The 18,513-nt window shown below is 43.5% G+C and carries 15 protein-coding genes; 12 read left to right on the plus strand and 3 right to left on the minus strand.

The genetic code is table 11. The features are described 5' to 3' along the window. Positions 1-20 precede the first annotated feature (20 nt). On the minus strand, positions 21-1,226 hold the full coding sequence (locus ACR32F_RS01775) for an MFS transporter (RefSeq protein ID WP_440119646.1): 1,206 nt from the start codon (positions 1,224-1,226) through the stop codon (positions 21-23). Positions 1,227-1,555: 329 nt separating this feature from the next. Here ACR32F_RS01775 and ACR32F_RS01780 point away from each other — a divergent pair, with 329 nt between their 5' ends. Beyond that, entirely contained in the window at positions 1,556-2,134 is a 579-nt protein-coding gene (locus ACR32F_RS01780) for a TetR/AcrR family transcriptional regulator (protein WP_440119647.1), read from the plus strand. Positions 2,135-2,265: 131 nt separating this feature from the next. Here ACR32F_RS01780 and ACR32F_RS01785 read toward each other — a convergent pair whose 3' ends face one another. Beyond that, complete coding sequence (locus ACR32F_RS01785) at positions 2,266-3,390, minus strand: LLM class flavin-dependent oxidoreductase (protein ID WP_440115571.1); 1,125 nt, start codon at positions 3,388-3,390, stop codon at positions 2,266-2,268. A 269-nt stretch (positions 3,391-3,659) separates the two neighbouring features. On the opposite strand from ACR32F_RS01785, the gene ACR32F_RS01790 reads away from it, so the two are divergent. The 10 genes from ACR32F_RS01790 (at position 3,660) to ACR32F_RS01835 (ending at position 17,028) form a co-directional block, all read left to right on the plus strand. Continuing rightward, complete coding sequence (locus ACR32F_RS01790; protein WP_440115573.1) at positions 3,660-5,054, plus strand: transcriptional regulator; 1,395 nt, start codon at positions 3,660-3,662, stop codon at positions 5,052-5,054. A 267-nt stretch (positions 5,055-5,321) separates the two neighbouring features. Beyond that, positions 5,322-6,692 (plus strand): hypothetical protein, encoded by a 1,371-nt coding sequence (locus tag ACR32F_RS01795; RefSeq protein WP_440115575.1) that lies wholly within the window; start codon positions 5,322-5,324, stop codon positions 6,690-6,692. A gap of 352 nt (positions 6,693-7,044) precedes the next feature. Then, positions 7,045-7,251 (plus strand): aspartyl-phosphate phosphatase Spo0E family protein, encoded by a 207-nt coding sequence (locus tag ACR32F_RS01800; protein WP_440115577.1) that lies wholly within the window; start codon positions 7,045-7,047, stop codon positions 7,249-7,251. A 494-nt stretch (positions 7,252-7,745) separates the two neighbouring features. Next, positions 7,746-12,683, plus strand: coding sequence for an RHS repeat-associated core domain-containing protein (locus ACR32F_RS01805; RefSeq protein WP_440115579.1), 4,938 nt, complete (start codon positions 7,746-7,748; stop codon positions 12,681-12,683). Positions 12,684-12,688: 5 nt separating this feature from the next. Further along, on the plus strand, positions 12,689-13,018 hold the full coding sequence (locus tag ACR32F_RS01810; protein WP_440115581.1) for a hypothetical protein: 330 nt from the start codon (positions 12,689-12,691) through the stop codon (positions 13,016-13,018). 193 nt (positions 13,019-13,211) lie between these two features. Then, the gene (locus tag ACR32F_RS01815) at positions 13,212-13,475 is read left to right on the plus strand and encodes a hypothetical protein (protein ID WP_440115583.1); all 264 of its coding nucleotides are present in this window, start codon (positions 13,212-13,214) and stop codon (positions 13,473-13,475) included. Between the two features lie 244 nt (positions 13,476-13,719). Further along, positions 13,720-14,043: a hypothetical protein gene (locus tag ACR32F_RS01820; RefSeq protein ID WP_440115585.1), complete on the plus strand. Its 324-nt coding sequence runs from the start codon at positions 13,720-13,722 to the stop codon at positions 14,041-14,043. 420 nt (positions 14,044-14,463) lie between these two features. Beyond that, positions 14,464-15,519 carry an RHS repeat-associated core domain-containing protein gene (locus ACR32F_RS01825; RefSeq protein ID WP_440115587.1) on the plus strand — a complete coding sequence of 352 codons (1,056 nt, stop codon included), beginning with the start codon at positions 14,464-14,466 and terminating at the stop codon, positions 15,517-15,519. 32 nt (positions 15,520-15,551) lie between these two features. Further along, the gene (locus ACR32F_RS01830; protein WP_440115589.1) at positions 15,552-16,178 is read left to right on the plus strand and encodes a hypothetical protein; all 627 of its coding nucleotides are present in this window, start codon (positions 15,552-15,554) and stop codon (positions 16,176-16,178) included. A gap of 124 nt (positions 16,179-16,302) precedes the next feature. Beyond that, on the plus strand, positions 16,303-17,028 hold the full coding sequence (locus ACR32F_RS01835) for an RHS repeat-associated core domain-containing protein (RefSeq protein ID WP_440115591.1): 726 nt from the start codon (positions 16,303-16,305) through the stop codon (positions 17,026-17,028). Between the two features lie 7 nt (positions 17,029-17,035). On the opposite strand, the gene ACR32F_RS01840 is transcribed toward ACR32F_RS01835, so the two are convergent. Next, positions 17,036-17,992: an IS30 family transposase gene (locus ACR32F_RS01840; protein WP_440108877.1), complete on the minus strand. Its 957-nt coding sequence runs from the start codon at positions 17,990-17,992 to the stop codon at positions 17,036-17,038. A gap of 281 nt (positions 17,993-18,273) precedes the next feature. Here ACR32F_RS01840 and ACR32F_RS01845 point away from each other — a divergent pair, with 281 nt between their 5' ends. Then, positions 18,274-18,513, plus strand: coding sequence for a hypothetical protein (locus tag ACR32F_RS01845; RefSeq protein WP_440115593.1), 240 nt, complete (start codon positions 18,274-18,276; stop codon positions 18,511-18,513).

An 18,513-nucleotide genomic window follows, 5' to 3' on the forward strand; every position in this document is an offset into this window, starting at 1 on the left:
CGACCTTTTTGAACACGCACTTATAGATGATTGCTGACGACGGTAGCTTTCTTTTCCGTTAAGTAGTATACAAGTGCCAACAGAGGCATCACCAAGCCAATCCGTGTGGTCAGGCTCCAGCCCCCGTGTGCATAAGACCAGCTGCCAAGAGATGATCCAATCGCGCCCCCGATAAAAAAGATCGACATGAATATTCCGTTCACACGACCTCTGGCTTCACTCCCCAAAGAGTATATGATGCGTTGTCCCAGAACCAGATTGCCCGACACAGCCATATCCAGTGTAATCGCCACAATAACAAGCAGGATAAGGGTAGCGGTAGAGTGGCCCTGGAACAGATAAGCAAGACCGAATGAAGCGACAGCGATCACCATGGCGGCGCCAGTCAAAATCCGGGTTAATCCGCGATCTGCCAATCTCCCGGCAATGGGAGCGGCGATAGCACCCCCAACACCAGCCAGTGCAAACCAGGCAATCCCCTGCTGGGACATTTCAAAATCGTTAGCCAGTCGTAACGGCACGGTGGTCCAGAACAAGCTGAAGGCGCCAAACAGACTGGCTTGATAGAGGGCCCGGCGACGCAGTAGTGGGTACGTTCTCAACAGGGTACCGAGTGAGACGATTAATTGACCATATTTCATGGCAGGCTGCAGCTGACGTGAAGGAAGCGCGCGTGACAGGAGCAGCATCAGCAGCGCAATAACAATGGCCGAGGATACAAAGACGGTTTGCCATCCGAAGAGGCTGGTAATAAAGCTTGCGACAGGACGGGCCAGCATGATGCCGAGCAGTAGACCACTCATCACATTGCCGACAACCCGTCCGCGTTGCTCCTCCGAAGTGAGGTAGGTGGCATAGGGTACCAGAATTTGAGCAACCACAGAACCGATCCCAATGAGCAGGGAGGCAGTCAGAAATAAGATGGCATTGGGAGAGAAGGCAGCGGCAATTAAGGCAATGACCAGAACGATGAGGAACAAGGTTACCAGCCGCTTATTCTCTATAATGTCACTGAGCGGTACGATAAACAGCAGCCCAATGACATAACCGATCTGAGTTAACGTTACAATCAGTCCGGCAGCAGCAGAAGACAGCCCCGTTGTATCGCTGATCGGCCCCAAGACAGTCTGAGCATAGTACAGATTCGCCACAATCAGTCCACAAGCTGCAGCCAAAAGGAATATCAACCAGCTCGGAACCTTGTTCCCCTTCACATCATGTTGCATAGACATGTTCATCATCCTCCAATGTTTTTTATGTTAATGATCCTGAATAGCGTAATGGTTTGACTTATCACCATGACCAGCCGTATGTTCAAACCAGTGTGACACTTCTCATGGGTTCATTAATTACTAAACGTTGTGTTCACTAATTACAAACATATAATAAACTAAACGTTTAGTATTGTAAATGGGCAGAGAGAATATTTTTTAGTTATACGGGCGAACGCGAGGTTGAAATTGTTTAAATCCATGGCATTTTAGTATAATGAACGTATCGTTTTTATGATATAAAATGAAGTTAGTTGTACGATTCACACCAGGGAGGAATAATGATGACTGCCAAAAGAGGGCGTCCCCGCAACATGGAAACCCAGAATGCCATTCTTGCAGCTTCCTATGAATTATTGCTGGAACACGGGTTTGGAGCGATTACGGTCGAAAAAATTGCTGAACGTGCTCAGGTGAGCAAAGCAACAATATATAAATGGTGGCCCAATAAAGGGGCTGTCATTATGGATGGGTATATGTCTGCGGCAACGGCAAGATTGCCTGTGCCGGATACCGGATCAGTATTCGAGGATGTGCGCATTCATGCGAGTAATCTGGTTCATTTTTTGACCAGTCGGGAAGGAAAAGTGATTACACAGATTATCGGAGAAGGCCAATCCGATCCAGGGCTTGCGGAAGAATACCGGACAAGGTACATTCAGCCTCGCAGGCGTGAAGCTTGGGGAATTATAGAGAAGGGGCTGACGCGCGGCGAACTGAAGAAGGATTGTGATATCGGATTATGTATAGATCTCGTGTATGGTCCAATTTTCTATCGTATGTTGGTGACTGGCGAGCCGATGGATGCTGAATATGTGCAGCGACTGTTAACTTCTCTGTTCAATGGTATCCAGTCCGATTAACGTGGGATAGGGTGCAATGTCGAGTTCACCAGAATTTCAATAGAAGGATTATTTAAGGCGCGGTGTGGGAGGGTAACAGGGAGATTCACAAGGATCTCCCAAGTTGCCATGGGCGTGTATTGTACGAGGGTCTATATTTGGACAATCGGCGAGATGGCTGGGGGCCATGATTCTGGAGATGGAGCGGCAGAAGATGGGGGTTGCTGGTTCAAAACGGGGGGATCGTTCCATACGGAACTAGGCAGTTCTCGTCGTAATACAGGTGCAACTTCCTTGGCAAAACGCTCCACTTGCTCGAGCTGCTCGCTACGGCTTAAGCCATCCACGCTGATACTCAGCACTTGATGTCCGTATGCAGCATGATAGTTCAGGATTTTCTCGATGACCTGATCGGGACTGCCGATTAACACAGGGCCGTGAGCAATGTTATCCTCCAGATTTTTGAAGGGTGATTGGTTGTGCTGTGCAGCAGCGGTAGCATGAAATGCCTCATAATAAGGCGTATACCGACGAATCGCTTCTTCGCGTGTATCCGCGAGGTACAGACTGCCCGCTCCCGAACCGATCACCGCCCGCTCGGCATCATGACCATAATGTTCGAGACGTTCCCGATAATGGTCGATGAGTGCTTTATATTTGGCCTGAGGGTGGAAAGAGTTCGAGGTGAACAGCGGCTCACCATATTTCGCTGCAAGCTCGGTGGAGCGGGTACTCGATGCGCTACCATGCCAGATCGGAATGGATTGCTGGAGCGGTCTTGGTTGAGTGGTAACCTCATGAAGGGGAGGACGATACGTTCCCTGCCAGGTTACATCCTCTTCAGTCCATAGCCGTTTCAGCAGCTCATAGCGTTCACTGAGTGAATCCCATTGTTCCTCTTCACTAATGCCAAACAGAGGGTAGTGCCGATGATCATTGCCTTTCCCGATGATCATCTCCAGCCGTCCGCCAGATAATTGATCCAGCGTGGCATAATCCTCAGCAACCCGCACGGGATCAAGTATACTGAGAACAGTAACGGTGGTGAGTAGCCGAATGCGTGAGGTCGCAGCGGCGACGGCGGTCAACATGACGGGTGGTGAGGAGGATAAGAAAGGTGCACCATGCCGCTCACCGATCCCATAGGCATCGAATCCCAGCCGTTCAGCCAACTGGGCTTGTTCCAGAATGTTGTGGAACTTCTGTTGTGTGGTAAGCGCTTCCCCGGTCACCGCGTTGGGCAGATTCATCATGAGACTAAACAAGGCAAATTTCATCTAACCTACTCCTCGGACTGGAATCGAAAAGCATCTGTGTTGTTTAATCCTATGGAAATAGTAGGATATTTTAAGTTGAAACTAACTTTACCATGTTGCGAGGCATTCTTCTAATGGATTTTTTCTATAAGGGGAATAAAGTCGATTTGCCCTGTAAGAATGTGGAGATAATTGCCACGATTTTTATTGACCGCTGTAAAATTTAGGATTAAAATTGTACATATCATATAAATTCAAATTTATGGATTTTAATTGTGGAGGTGGGAGACATGGAACCTACAACTACGATACGCTCAACTATTGAGGACTACATCAGGAAACAAGGGTTTACCCTTCAATACTTTGCCGATATATCGGGCGTTAACGCCGGAACATTAAGTGCGATCATCAAAGGGACACGGCCAATCGCCATGGCTCAACTGGACCTGATCACTCAGGGCATGAATCTCGAAGAGGGACACTTCTACGAAATCTACGGTGCTGAATGTTTTGTAGAATCTGCACCCCATTGGAGAAGGCTGGAGCCATTTCTACAACGTTGTGCCGAGCTGGACAAGCTGGAGTGTATTCACAAAGTAATCCAGCAGGTGACGGATGACCGATCCTACATTGGGGAATTGTTCGGGATGGCGGAGGGTATGCTGGAGCGTGGACAAAAGAAAGCGGCTCGTATGTTATATGAATGTGTCGCGGAGTGTGAGAAATATCAACACTCGGAGCGTCTCGCGTTGTGTCAGTATCGCATCTTCACCTTATCTCTCGGTCAGGATCAGCATGACAATCTCAGGGCAGCCGTACATTTCGAGCCGTATATTAATCGGTTGGATGAAGAGCGGCAGCTCGATGCGTTAAGGGAATTGGCTAATACATATAGTGGGTTGTGCCATTGGGATAAGGTATTTCAATTAGCCGGTGAACTGGAACAACGAGTTGAATTTTTAGAACAATACAAAAAAAAGAAAAGGGGGTTGGATCAACAGAGGACTTCCAAACATCCTTTATTCACCTATAAATCTTATGCTTATTTATTGATGTCTAATGTGTGGGGTGAGCGTAGGGATTACCAAAAGGCCTTGGATCAGACCGCTCAATATACGAATTTTGAAATTGAAAAACCTACTTCAGAGGATCGTATATTTATTAAACGGTTTCAAGATTGGGCTGAAGTTAATACCTATCTCTATAAATTGATGATGGGTGATTACGAGGCACTAAATACTTATTTAGATTTTATTGAAGATAACGATAATGAAACTCTTCTTGGGTTAGTTAAGATTATGGAAGCTGCCAATTTATACAATCTGAATGTAGACCATGCTCTTAGAAGATTCAATCTATATATTAATATGTTATTTGAGGATCATTATGACGAAAGTAGCTATATTACTCAAATTAAGGATGATAGGTACACTAAATTTTGGGCGGAATTAGCTTTTTATCAGTTGTCTAAGGAACGATATGATGAAGGATATAGAAGTCTATTAACTTGTTTATCATCTGCTCATAAAATCAAAGATGATTCTACAATAATATATTGTGTGGGTTTATTTGAAGAGTACAGAGCGCAAGCGACCGAATCAGTAATGTTAAAGTACAAAAGTATTATCAAGGAGGTCTATGGTCGATATGCTAAAAAAAGCAATGTTAGTAGTAATGCTTTGTAGTTCATGTCTTTTGTTCTCTGGGATAATTAGCGGTGCGGAATCTATATTAGCTTCTTTTTTTAGTCACGGTACGGGTGGATATTAGGGATGTTGATATGTAGTGGAGCAGTTGAAGATATTTTATTGTTAACGAGCGTTCTATTTCCTAATTTGGAAATGGAACGCTCGTTTTATGTATCTATTGATTGACCATTGTAAAATACAGGATTAAAATTACATATATTATAACTTATTGAAAAGTTAGTATGGTTGATGGAGGTGAGGGATTTGGAACTTGCACCTACGATTCGCTCGCATATAGAGGATTATATCAAGGAGAAAGGGTACAAACTTCAACAATTTGCTAACACCTGTGGAGTTAATGTTGGCACTATGAGTGCCGTTTTAAAAGGGAGTAGGCCTCTAGCCATGAACCAATTGGATCAGATCACGTCTGGAATGGGGCTTGAAAAAGGATACTTTTACGAAATGTATAGCGTGGAGTGTTTTATAGACGTGGCACCACATTGGAGACGATTGGAACCGTTTCTGTATGGTTGTGCTGAACTAAACAAGCTGAATTGTATTAAAAGGGTTATTATTCAAGTAACGGATAATCGGTCCTATATTTCAGAATTGTTTGAAATGGCTGAAGATTTGTATAGTAAAGGAATGAGTGAAGCGGCACTTATTTTATATGAATGTGTAGCAGACTGTGAGAAGTATCAGCACTCGGAACGGTTGGCATTATGCCAGTACCGTATTTTTTCACTTCATAAAACAAAGAGTAAATTCGATAATCTAAACGCTGCGGTTAAATTTGAGCCTTATATTGAGAAGTTGGATGAAGAAGTGCAACTGGATGCGATTAAAGATTTGGCGAATGTCTATAATACAATACACCTCTGGGATAAGGTTTATGAATTAGCAGAGGAATTAGAACGGAAAGTTGATTTCCAACTTGATCTTCAATCTCGTAGGCGGAAAAATAGACAAAGAATTGCGTACTACCCGATATTTACTTACAAAGCATATGCAAATTTGTTAATGTCCAGTGTATTTGATGCGCGTAAGGAATATGAAAGTGCTTTGAAACATACAGAAATATATGTGAACGTTATTGAAATTAAAAATCCAACACATGAGGACAGCGAAATTATACAGTTATTCCAAAAATGGGCCCAAGGGAATCGTTACTTATATCAATTGATGCTAGGTAATGAAGAGGTTATTTATTCTTATTTGGATTATGTCGAAGCCAATCCCGAAGAAATCTTAACAGCCTTTGTAGGTATATTAAAAGCAGCTAATCAATATTTATTTGATATCGATTTTGCATTGGATAGATTTGATTCTTGCATTAGATTATTTAATAATGACACGCTTAATAAAGGAAAATATAATGATCAAATGTTAAATCACGCTTATATAAGTTTATACTACGAACTTGCGAGATATAGATTTTACCAACAAAACTATTCATCTGGAATCGAGGGTTTACTTTCCAGCCTAGAGCTCTCATCCTCAAGTAACGACGACCTCATGTCTATTAAATGTATAGATTTGTATGGGAAATTCAGAAACCAGGCAAGTGATGCTCAGGAGGAGCAGTATAGAATTTTAATAGAGAGTTTAAGTGTGCAAGAATTTGGGAAATGAAACTGTCGGGGGTGGGAGGAGTGGGAAATGCACCTACTATAGGCTCATTGCCATGAATCATCTGGATCAGATCACTTCTGCAATGGGGTAACATTAAAGTGTATTGATGATACTCTATTGAATGAAAATGCATAATATTATAGGAATATTTCAAGCAGCCAACTGTTTTTTTTGCAGTAGGCTATTTTTATGTTCAAAAATCAAGGAAAAACAACTGACATAAAGTTTTCTATAGAATCATTTTTACAAAATTCTGCAAAATATAGTATGTTTTTGTCAGTACTTAGGATTAAACGAAAAGAAAAGGAGGGTTTAAGATGTATTCTAAATTGTTTTAGAGAGGGTGCATGCTGTGAGAAAGCCGAGAATTCTAAAAGACCAAATAGAGCAAGGTAGACAAGAATTGAGTCGTTTGGTAGGGAATCATGGCATGCATGATGATAAGGTTCTTCAGCAGTCCATGATATTGGATGAATTGATTAATGAGTATAATCGCTGCAGATCAGAACATAGAGAATTGAAAAACACCGCCGTGAGAAGCACCTTCATTCAAGGCTAACGGGCGGGGTGACTGGGGAATCTGGATTAAAGAAACCGGTAGGTAAAGAACGAAGTTGAAAACTATGATTAAATATCCTGGGTTAAACGACAAATTTTGATAGATAGTTACAAAATACATTTACTATAATAAGGGAGATCCAATTATTCTGTCATAGGGAGGAATTGAATTGCAAAACAAAAGGAAATGGAAAAGGTGGACTGGGGTGTGCGTATTAGGTCTGGGGATGTTGTGCATGGCTTCGTCAGTACAGGCAGCAGGCAAAACGACATATGTATATGATTCCAACAATCGATTAACATCGGTGACGAAAGCTAATGGAAAGGTATATACATATCAGTATGATACCAACGGAAATCTATTGAGGATAGTTCAGAGCGCTTCTCTGCGATAGGGAAGTTTGAATTCTTAAAGTATCGTAGTGGGGACGATCCAAGGATATGCTGCGTTCGTCCAAAGGGGAATTACAATTGAAATAGGGAGAGATTGAAGATATGAAAAAAGGACTATCTATCCTACTTATTTTCGCTTTTGTGGTATCTATGCTATTCCCGCCAGAAATAGGGTTACAACGTGCCGGAGCTTCTCCATCCTATAACAACGAGAAGAATAGGAGTGTTACGGGAGACGTATATGGCGATGCTTCATTGAACCCAACCTTGAGAGGCGCTGTGGATTCGAAAGATCTCATTACGATTACGAGCGTATCCGAACGTTTTCAGGTGGAGCGGGACTGGATCATTCTTGAACTGGGCAAAGGATATGCGTTGAATGAAATTTATCAGGCGTTGCTTGCTCAGGAACAAGGAGGTTCCTACGAGGCCTACTTGCAAAAGAAAAATCCTGATGCAATGAATCATTCGTTAACGGACAGTCCTGAGTCGGTTACGTATGAGAATGAACCGGGTTCGTTGGGACGAGCAGATGAGCCCTCGGTGACGCAGGTTACATACACCGATTTCTCTGAGCCTGCATCTGTCACAGACGAGGTGTACGCAGCACCGGACACGTTTGCTCTCGCTGCAAATGGATATGATGACATCGCGTTACAACGTCAGTCCATCAAGTTCGATCAGGCTCCTTATGGAGTAGGATCAGTCAACGATAGTATCTCCACGAGCGATGGTTCGCTTAATATAAGCGTGGTTGACCTCGTGATGCCAGGGGTCAACGGTCTTGATTTTACTTTGCGTCGCACATACGACAGTTCGTTGGGCAAGGATCGGATTGACGCGAGAGTAAATCCTGATTTCAGAAACATAACCGAATCCACAACAGAGGAACAGAAATTTCCGATTGGTAAAGGCTGGACCTGGGATCTGCCTTATGTGAAGCATGAAGGCGGTGGGACGTATGTTCATATCCCGGGAGTCGGTACATTCGCTGATTCAGAAAGAGGCGGGTTAGCAGGGTATCCTTGGGATAATCTCGACTTTGGGCTTGAACACTCTGATCTCTATGTATCAGGAGAAAAAGCTCACTATGTTCTAAAAGATTATAATACCGGTATTGTTCAATATTTTGATCAGGCCGGCAACATACTGCAAATTCGTAATCAGTATAATAACACCATTGAATTTTATTACACCACTAAAGCCAATTACGGCACCGTTCTGAGTTTTGTGATGACTCGGGCGGGCAAGGGACAGCCCGTGCAGACGATGGATTTTTCATACAGCACCAATGAAGTCAAAGTTTCCTTTGATGATCGGGCGGTCACGTATAAAAAGCGGAATGTGACGAGTAACAATCGTACACAAAGCTTGCTTGATCACGTCATTGATGCAGAAGGAAGAATAACGAAGTATGGGTATCTTCGCTGGAATGGCCTACTTTTCAACTTGGTTGATTCCTTCAAGGATTATACGGGAGAAAATCAGCAGGTCTATTGGGGATGGAACGATTGGCTCGTTCTGGCTTCCATTGAGCATCCGACCAAAGCGATGACACAATACACCTTTGGTGGGACCGTACTGCGTAAACTGGGGCCGACTGGCGCTGAGACTCAGCCTCGATATGGGCAGCGCAAAGTGTTCTATAGTACAGCAGCAGGACAGGAAGTTTCCAACCAAATCAATGTGAGTTATAGCGGCGATATTGGCGCCGTATACGGACAAAGTAATTCTTTTACGACCACGGTGGAGGACGGGCTAACCCGAACTGACTATAGCTTCAGGAAACAATTTGTCGCGCATAACAAACCTGACGTGGTCTATAATACGCAAATCAATGCCCGCGCCATCGAAGGGAACCAGCAGCGGGTTACAGCTTATACGTACAATGAATCCGCTTACCGGAATGTACCGACCCGTATTGAAGAACGTTCGTATGATACGGCGGGTGCCTCCAGTGCAGCGGTGACTTCACTCCAGTATAACGACTGGGGACAGGTCATCTCCCAAACGGATCCACTTGGAGCCACTGTCAAGTCCACCTACGAAATGAAATTCTTAAGTGGGTATGACTTATCTCCAGTCATTGTACTTACTCAAAGTACGGAAACAGGTGGTAATAATCAACAAGCAACAACAAATTACAGTTATGATTCGGTTACTGGATCATTAACACAGTCAGTCATACAGGACAGTCAAGGTAATCTGCTGGAACAGACTAATTATCAATATGATGGTTATGGAAACCCGGTTGTGCTCCAACTGAAGGGAGAGACGGCGGATACCATTGTTCGTCAGCAGTTTGGTTACAAGTCCATGCGGCCTACTCAGCAGGAAGTCAATGTAACGGATGCAGCAGGGATGAGCTCTACCATTACCCTGCAAGCGGGATACAATGCTACTGGAGAGATGAGCAGTTATACCGACGGCAATCAGAACACAACAACGACGACCTATGACAAGCTTGGGCGTATCATTTCCGAGAAGAATCCGGACGGAAGCATCACAACCTTGTCCTATGATGATGTGAATAATACATTGACGGTAACGACACCTGATCTTAGCCAAACCCTATATCGTTTTGACCCGCTGGGCAGGCTATCCAGTGAAACAAATGAACGGGGCAGCAAGACGTATACGTATGATGCGTATGACCGGATGATCGCCCAGACGGACGCCGCTGGACAGACGACAACATATGTCCATGATGCATTCAATCGGGTCATTCGTGAGCAGGACGGGACGTCCACCACTCTAATGGCGTATGATGATACGGCTCGTACCCTGACGATCACGGATGGCGAAAACAACCGTATTCGTGAGTCCTACAATGTGATGGGCCAGGTGACCCAAAAGGAAGAACTCCGTGCCAGCGGCAACGTAGTTCTGGTTACCAACACGTATGACAGCAGGGGCAACATCCTCACCGTCACCGACGGAAACGGCAACCTGACCACGAATGGTTATGATGCCTTGTCCCGTCTCACCTCGGTGACGGATGCCGAGAATAAAAAGACAAGTTATACGTACAATCTTGGTGGTGACTTAACTAAGGTAACCTATGCAGACGGAAAAACCCTGCAGAAACGTTATGACGAGATTGGCCGTTTGCTCGTACAGACAGACCCTTTGGGGCAGGTCACGACATATACGTATGATGCGAGCGGTAATATGACGAAGATGCTGGATCGTAAAGGGCAAGAACGCACCTATGTATACAACAGCCGTAACTTCCTGCTGGAAAATCGGGCCAGTGACAGGACGATTACGTTCACTTATGATGCCATGGGCCGGAGAACCGGTATGGTCGACTCCATTGGTAGCACCCAATATGGGTATACACCCGTCGGTGAGCTGGAGAGCATCACTTATCCGGATGGGGCAACGCTAACGCTGGGTTACGATGCCAGAGGCGTGCGGACCCGTCAGACCTTCCAGCAAGGTAGTTATACGCTCAACCTGGGCATGTCGTACAAGGGAGCTTCGGCACTTCCTGAATCCTTGAGCTTGACGAGTGGTAGCGGAACGGCCCTCGGCAGCTTCGGGTACACCTACCGTGCCAACAATAGTCTGGCTCAAAAAAGTGCAGGGTCTGGATGGAAAGAAACCTACACCTACGACGGCCTGAACCTGAACGGGCTCACGCATACGTTTAATGGTACAAACGGTCCGAGCTACAGCTATGCCTATGATAACAACCGGAATATTACGAGCAAAACAGATCAGGGAATCGCCTACCAATTTACGTATGACAAGCTGAACCGAATCCAAACGTCCAGCCAGTATCAGGAGACCTATACCTACGATGTACGGGATAACCGGAGCAGTCTGGAAAGTGACCGGGAGTGGAGCCCGCCAGCGGCAGCATCCTATACCTACGATGCCCGTAACCAATTGACAGGTGCCACGGTTAACGACCAGTATGTGAGCTACCGTTACAATGGAGACGGTCTGATGACCGAGCGAAGTACAGGAGGAAAAACAACTCGTTACTACTATGATGACCGTGGACTGCTGGTGGCTGAAGGCACGGTAAGCAGCACGGGAACGGTGCAGATCACGACAGGGTATGTGTACGATGCAACCGGAAAACTGACCGCCCGACAGATGGCAGGAGAGAGTCAGCTACAGTCCTATGTGACCAACGGCCACGGGGATGTGACTGAGATCCGGGATGCATCAGGCAACGTATTGAACCGATACACTTATGACATCTGGGGCAATCCCGAAATAACAGAAGAGACCGTCCCGAACGTCTTGCGCTATGCCGGGGAGTATTGGGATGAAGTGACGGGACTTCAGTATTTGAGAGCGCGTTGGTATGATCCGTCCACAGCCCGTTTCATAAACGAGGATACGTACGAGGGTGAACTGACAAATCCGCTGAGTTTGAATTTGTATACGTATGTGGAAAATAATCCATTGATCTATGTGGATCCGAGCGGAGAATCCAAAAGACCAGAAAAGAACGCAATGTTAGGATTAGGAGGTGGCAGTGGAAGTTCCAGTGCAGGGAGAATGACCTCAGGCGGAAGCATGGGTGGTGGTGGAAGGGGGATATCCTCATCAAGTAGAATTTCGAATAGTCCTAAAATTTCAAGTAATTCTAGGCTTGTGAGATATTCATCTAAGAAGTCGTTGAATGAATTGAAAGATGAAGTCAGAGGAATCCATGCATCAAGGACAAGCATGGTGAAAAAACAGTCGTCCTCAACTAAGGGGACGGGAAATGTTCTAGTTAAAGATACTGGTAACATTTCTAAGAATACTGGAAATCTGAGGGCTTGGGCAAAAGAAAATGGATGGGTACAGCAAAATAGTTCAGGAGGCGTTGAGCAATGGGGAGTAAAGAGTACTGATGGATCGTTTAGTTGGAGATTGAAGCTAAAACCTGAAGCTAGTACAAGGGAAGGGCTTGGTAAAGGAAGTAATCAATCTCGCTTTGATGCTAGATTAGACGATAAAGGAACTTACATTAATCCGTTCACCGGAAAAACAGGCGGTAGGAGTACTGGAACTCATATTCCATTAGGGAAGTGATATGTATGAAAAAGGAAACATTAATGGAGATTTTAACAGACTCTACTGCATCAGATGCAGAAAAAGATGATGCAATAATTGAACTAGGAGAGAACTTCCAAGATGGTGAGACTGTGGACATTTTAATCAAAGTGTCAAATGAAAGTAACTGTGATGAGATGATTGCGGCAAGCTGTGGTGAGTCTATAGGTCAAATTTGGCTTGCAACACAGCAAATAAGTTATGAAAAGTTATCTCATTTAAATGGGATTGCTTTGACAGAGGTGCTTTCCTTAATTAAAGCGCAACGCCCTGATTGGTACGAAACATATTTGGAAATGTTCCCTCAATCATAATAGCTATGATTATTTGCCCTAAAGATTTTTTCTTTAGGGCATGCTTTTTTTAGTGGGGGTTACCCAGTGTCGAATGAGCCCATCATTCAATCAATATCACATTTAACACTTGTAAATTAGTGAAGATACGTACGAGGGTGAACTGACAAACCCGCTGAATTTGAATTTGTATACGTATGTGGAAAATAATCCATTGGTCTATGTAGATCCGAGCGGAGAGGCGAGAAGGCAGGCTAATAATGCACTGTTAGGATTAGAAAGTGGCAGTGGAAGTTCCAGTTCAGGGAGAATGACCCCAGGCGGAAGCATGGGTGGAGGTGGAGGAAGAGGCGGAAGTGGATCGTCTGGCAGTAAGCCGTCGACTTCAAGTAATGGACAGGCGAATAAGGGGACGGGGAATCTCTCGGATTCAATTAGCAGTAAAGCCCTAAAACAAATTGGTAAAAAGTGGGGATAAAAAGGTGTAGAGGCTTTCAAGAAGGCAGCAGATAAAGGAATAGTCGGTGCACAGGGTCAAAATGGAATAAAAGCATTAAAAGGAGACGGGGTAAAAATAGGTAAGAAAACGTATACTCATGAAATAAAAGTGTTAAATAAAGAATATGGAGATTTTCGAATTTTTGGATATATTGACGAAACAGGGAAATTTATTTTTGACCAATTCAAAAAAGGATTACATTAACATTTAAGGAGATGAAAAATTGAATACTGAGGAGTTTGAAAATTGGATATTAATAAATAATGTAGCCGAACGTACTAAAAAGAGTTTTTGGACGTACATTGATAATTATAAAAAGGAAGAACCAGATGAGTTTAAAGAAGTATTTAATAATATAAAATTGAATTATTTGGAAATCAATATCAATAAAATTAGTCTAACAATGAGTTATCGGTTTGATGAACCGATTAGTTTTGTATCTGTTTGTATAGAGGTTGTATATGAGGGAGAAGAAATATGCATTTATGAATCTATATTTGCATTAGACGGAAGTGCAATGGATGATTATTTAAGGATGACAAATTAAATAGAATTGTATTGTGGAAATCTCAGTGCTATTTTTAAATAAACTTTAAAGAGTAAACAGGACCGTTCCAATATAATTAATGAATTTAGAAAATTAATACTCACTAGAGGGCTTATTTCACTTAGACGATTAGTCAGAATAAGCCTTTTAGTGATATACAAATTCCAGAACTAATAAGAAACTCACAAGATAATCTATGAATTTCCTCGAATTAAATAACTTTACAGTTGTTTAATTCGAGGAAGGTGAAAATTTATTAAAAGGTAATCCTACATGATGTTGTTATTATTGAATATGTCTAAATAATTATTCTTAAAACGAAATATAAGATGAGCGTATCTAAATTGGTTAAAGATTGACCATTTCTAAGTATAAATTTTACTTAGGATAAAACTTATCCTTTACAATGCAGACGGCCTGATGACCGAGCGAAGTACAGGAGGAAAAACAACTCGTTACTATTATGATGATCGTGGGTTGCTGGTGGCCGAAGGGACGGTAAGCAGCACAGGAACGGTGCAGATCACGACAGGGTATGTGCATGATGCGACCGGAAAACTAACCGCCCGGCAGATGGCAGGAGAGAGTCAACTACAGTCCTATGTGACCAACGGCCACGGGGATGTAACGGAAATCCGGGATGCATCGGGCAATGTATTGAACCGTTACACCTATGATATCTGGGGCAATCCCGAGACGGCAGAGGAGACTGTCCCGAACGTCTTGCGCTATGCCGGGAAGTATTGGGATGAAGTGACAGACCTCCAGTATTTGAGAGCCCGTTGGTATGATCCCTCCACGGCTCGGTTTATTAGTGAAGATACGTACGAGGGTGAACTGACAAATCCGCTGAGTCTGAATTTGTATACGTATGTGGAAAATAATCCGTTGAACTATGTGGATCCAACTGGTCATAGAGCTTGGCTGATTCATGGTACTTTCTCAGATGCGGATACATGGACTCCAGATTTTGTGAAATATGTGGAAGGTCTATTCAATGAATCAAGTAAAGCACTAGAGTGGACAGGCAAAAACAGCAAAGGTGCACGTTCTGATGCGGCTGAGGACCTCGTAAAAACAGTATATGAATGGCACAGTAAAAATCCTGATGAACCTATTAGATTAGTAGGGCATAGTCATGGAGGAAATGTGGCAATCATGTTAGCCAACCTTCTAGAGAAAAAGGGGATGAAGGTCGAGACGTTAATTACTGTAGCGACTCCCGTTAGGGAATATAAACTAAAAACAAAGGTCGGGCAACATATTCATATGTATAATAATAGGGATAGCGTCCAAGGTGAGATGGGAGGAAGTTGGTGGTGGGCAGGATCTTCATTTACAAGGAAGTTTAAAGGTGCTGATAATGTACGTGCAAAAGATGGTGAAATCGGCACGAAAATTCAAGCTCATTCAACTATGCACAGTAATGTAGACGTCTGGAAAAAATATATTGAGCCAATATTAAAGTTGAAATAATAAGATGTATAAACTCCGAAAGGGGGAGGAATATGCCAATATGGTTAAAGGTATTCCTAATAGGAATAATAATATTTAGTGTTTCCTCATTTGTATGGTTCCTTATGGGTTCAACAGCGTATTTTGAAAGAGGTATGGATATTATTGGAACCACTTATTTATGGGGAGCAGGAATTCCAGTTCTATTGTTCGCTGTAGTGTTTACTATGTTACTCATCAAAAGATGGACTCCAACGAGTGGAATAGACTACGTTGGAATTTGTGTAGTGCTAATTTTATCAGCACTCATCTCTGCTGCTCTAATTCAAAGCGTTAACACTCACGCTTGGGCGAACGAAAAGATAAGAAGTGACACATTAAAGATATCAGCAGATGGAGAATATGAATATCGAGTAGATTTAATTAATTTGTTTCAAAGAAACAGTTATGCACGGTTATATCTTAAAAATGTTAGCACAGGAGAGGAATTGTATATTCCAACAGAAATTCAGACACACAGAATTAAAACTTTAGCCGTTGGTGGGGATACCCATTGGATAAAGCTTGAACTAACAGACAATGTATCTGATTATATTCTCTATACAACAAAAGAACTCGGCATACCAGAGGAAAAGTTTGAAATCGATATTGCAGCGAGAACATCAAGAAGAATAGAATAAAAAATTGATGCCATATGTGAGAGTAGCATCTCCATGTGGCTTCTTTTGTCTAAAATCAATGGCGATCTTCAATCACTTCATGTAATGACCCAAACGTGAGCTACCGTTACAATGGAGACGTCTAATGACCGAGCGAAGTACGGGAGGGAAAACAACCTGTTACTACTATTATGACCGTGGGTTGCTGGTGGCCGAAGGGACGGTAAGCAGCACAGGAACGGTGCAAATCACGGTAGGTTACGTATACGATGCAACCGGAAAACTGACCGCCCGGCAGATGGCAGGAGAGAGTCAGCTACAGTCCTATGTGACTAACGGCCACGGGGATGTAACGGAAATCCGAGATGCGTCAGGCAACGTATTGAACCGATACACCTATGACATCTGGGGCAATCCGGAAATAACAGAAGAGACCGTCCCGAACGTCTTGCGCTATGCCGGGGAGTATTGGGATGAAGTGACGGGACTTCAGTATCTGAGAGCCCGTTGGTATGATCCAAGTGTCGGGCGATTTATTAGTGAGGATTCGTACGAGTGCGAGTTGACGAATCCACTGAGTTTGAATTTGTATGCTTATGTAGGAAACAATCCATTAAAGTATGTAGATCCAAATGGTCATAAATTTTTCCCAACCGGAACTGGATATACCAATAGACAAATTGTAAATCATTGTGCGAATGTAGGATTAAGAACATGTTGGAATGAGTTCACCGAGGGAACATTGGAAGCATCTATGGCAGTTGCAAATTTCCTTGTTGTAGATGATATTAACACAATAATAGACCCCAACTCTTCATCATTTGACAAAACACTTGCCGCAGTCAATTTTATACTGATATCTAAGTTATGACGGATTGTCAAACTAAGTGCGACAGTTCCTCTGTGAAAGATTCGTGAGCGGTTCTCCAACCCAAGCATTTTCGTGGTCTGTGATTCATTAGATCGAGTGAATGGGCGAGATCTTCATCCTCCACTTGAGCGAGATCGGTACCTTTAGGGAAAAACTCTCGAAGCAACCCGTTTGCATTCTCGTTGGAACCGCGTTGCCAAGACGAATACGGATCAGCAAAATAAACGTGCAGGTTGTGGGTCGTTTCCAGATTGGCATAGCATGCAAACTCCTTTCCTCGATCAGCCGTAGCTGTGAGGAAGGTCCCAGTAGGGTACTGTGATATAGCTACACCGAGCGCAATCTCCATCGACAAAGCGGTACGGTCGGGCATGAGAACAGCGGTATATAAGCGTGTTTTGCGTTCAATCAACGTCGCTACGCATCCTTTACTTTTCCCACGACCCGATACGACGGTATCCAGTTCCCAGTGTCCAAACGTTTCACGGGAACGAACCTCTTTGGGGCGATCTGAAATGGATTGACCAATAGCGAATTTACCGCGAGTTTCTGCGGGTTTCTGGCGCTTCCCCTTGTGTCGAAGAACCTGTAATACACCTCGAACCAAGCGCCCAGCGTAGATCCAGCGGTAGATGGTTTTGAAAGAGACTGCACGCCGGCCTTCGGTGCGGAAACGTTCAGTGATTTGTTCCGGAGACCACGTTGCCTCAAGTTTTTCCTCCAGTGAAGCAGCCAAGGCGTCTGACCATTTACCTGGAGAGACAGAAACCTTACGACGCTCCTCATAAGCGTTCTGAGCTTGTTCTGCCTGATAGGGATGCGATGCAACAACACGATCTAGCTCACGGCAAATCGTGGAAGGATGTCTACCCAGTTCCTTTGCAATGGCTCGTGAACTTTGGCCTTGCTTGTGGAGGATTTCTAGCTTGCTACGTTCGATTATGCTAAGATGTGAATAACTCATGGACTGATTCTCCTTGTGTGAATGCTGGTGTGGTAACTTTCATTCTACACGAATCAGGCTATGAGCCATTTTTTTATTTTCAGTAGGTGTCGCACTTCATATTACAATCCGTCTTATATAAAAGTGGTAAGCTTATTATTAAGCTAGGTAGTAAAGAAGGAAGACAAATTGAGAGAGCAGTAAATTTTGTTGGAAATGGGGTAGAAAAGACTTTAGACTCAACTCTCAAATCATATGAACAGGCTAGAAACCTAACATTTGATCTTATAGGAAGTTTAGGAATGGATTCTAAAACTGTTATTGGTCGTCTCCCGAGTAGTGCAGGCTATGGTAAAGTAGTTGGCAGACAATCAGCTGATGGAAAGTTAATATGGAGATTGGATTACGATCCTAATAAAGGAACACATATTAATATTGAAGATTACCGAGGGGGAAAAGGAAATAAGGCTGTTAAGCTAGTTATTCCTTTTGAAGGTAATGAAAATACATTTAAATCTTTATTAAAGCATCTTCAAAAATAA

Source organism: Paenibacillus hebaui, assembly GCF_051934385.1.
Taxonomy (GTDB): Bacteria; Bacillota; Bacilli; order Paenibacillales; family Paenibacillaceae; genus Paenibacillus.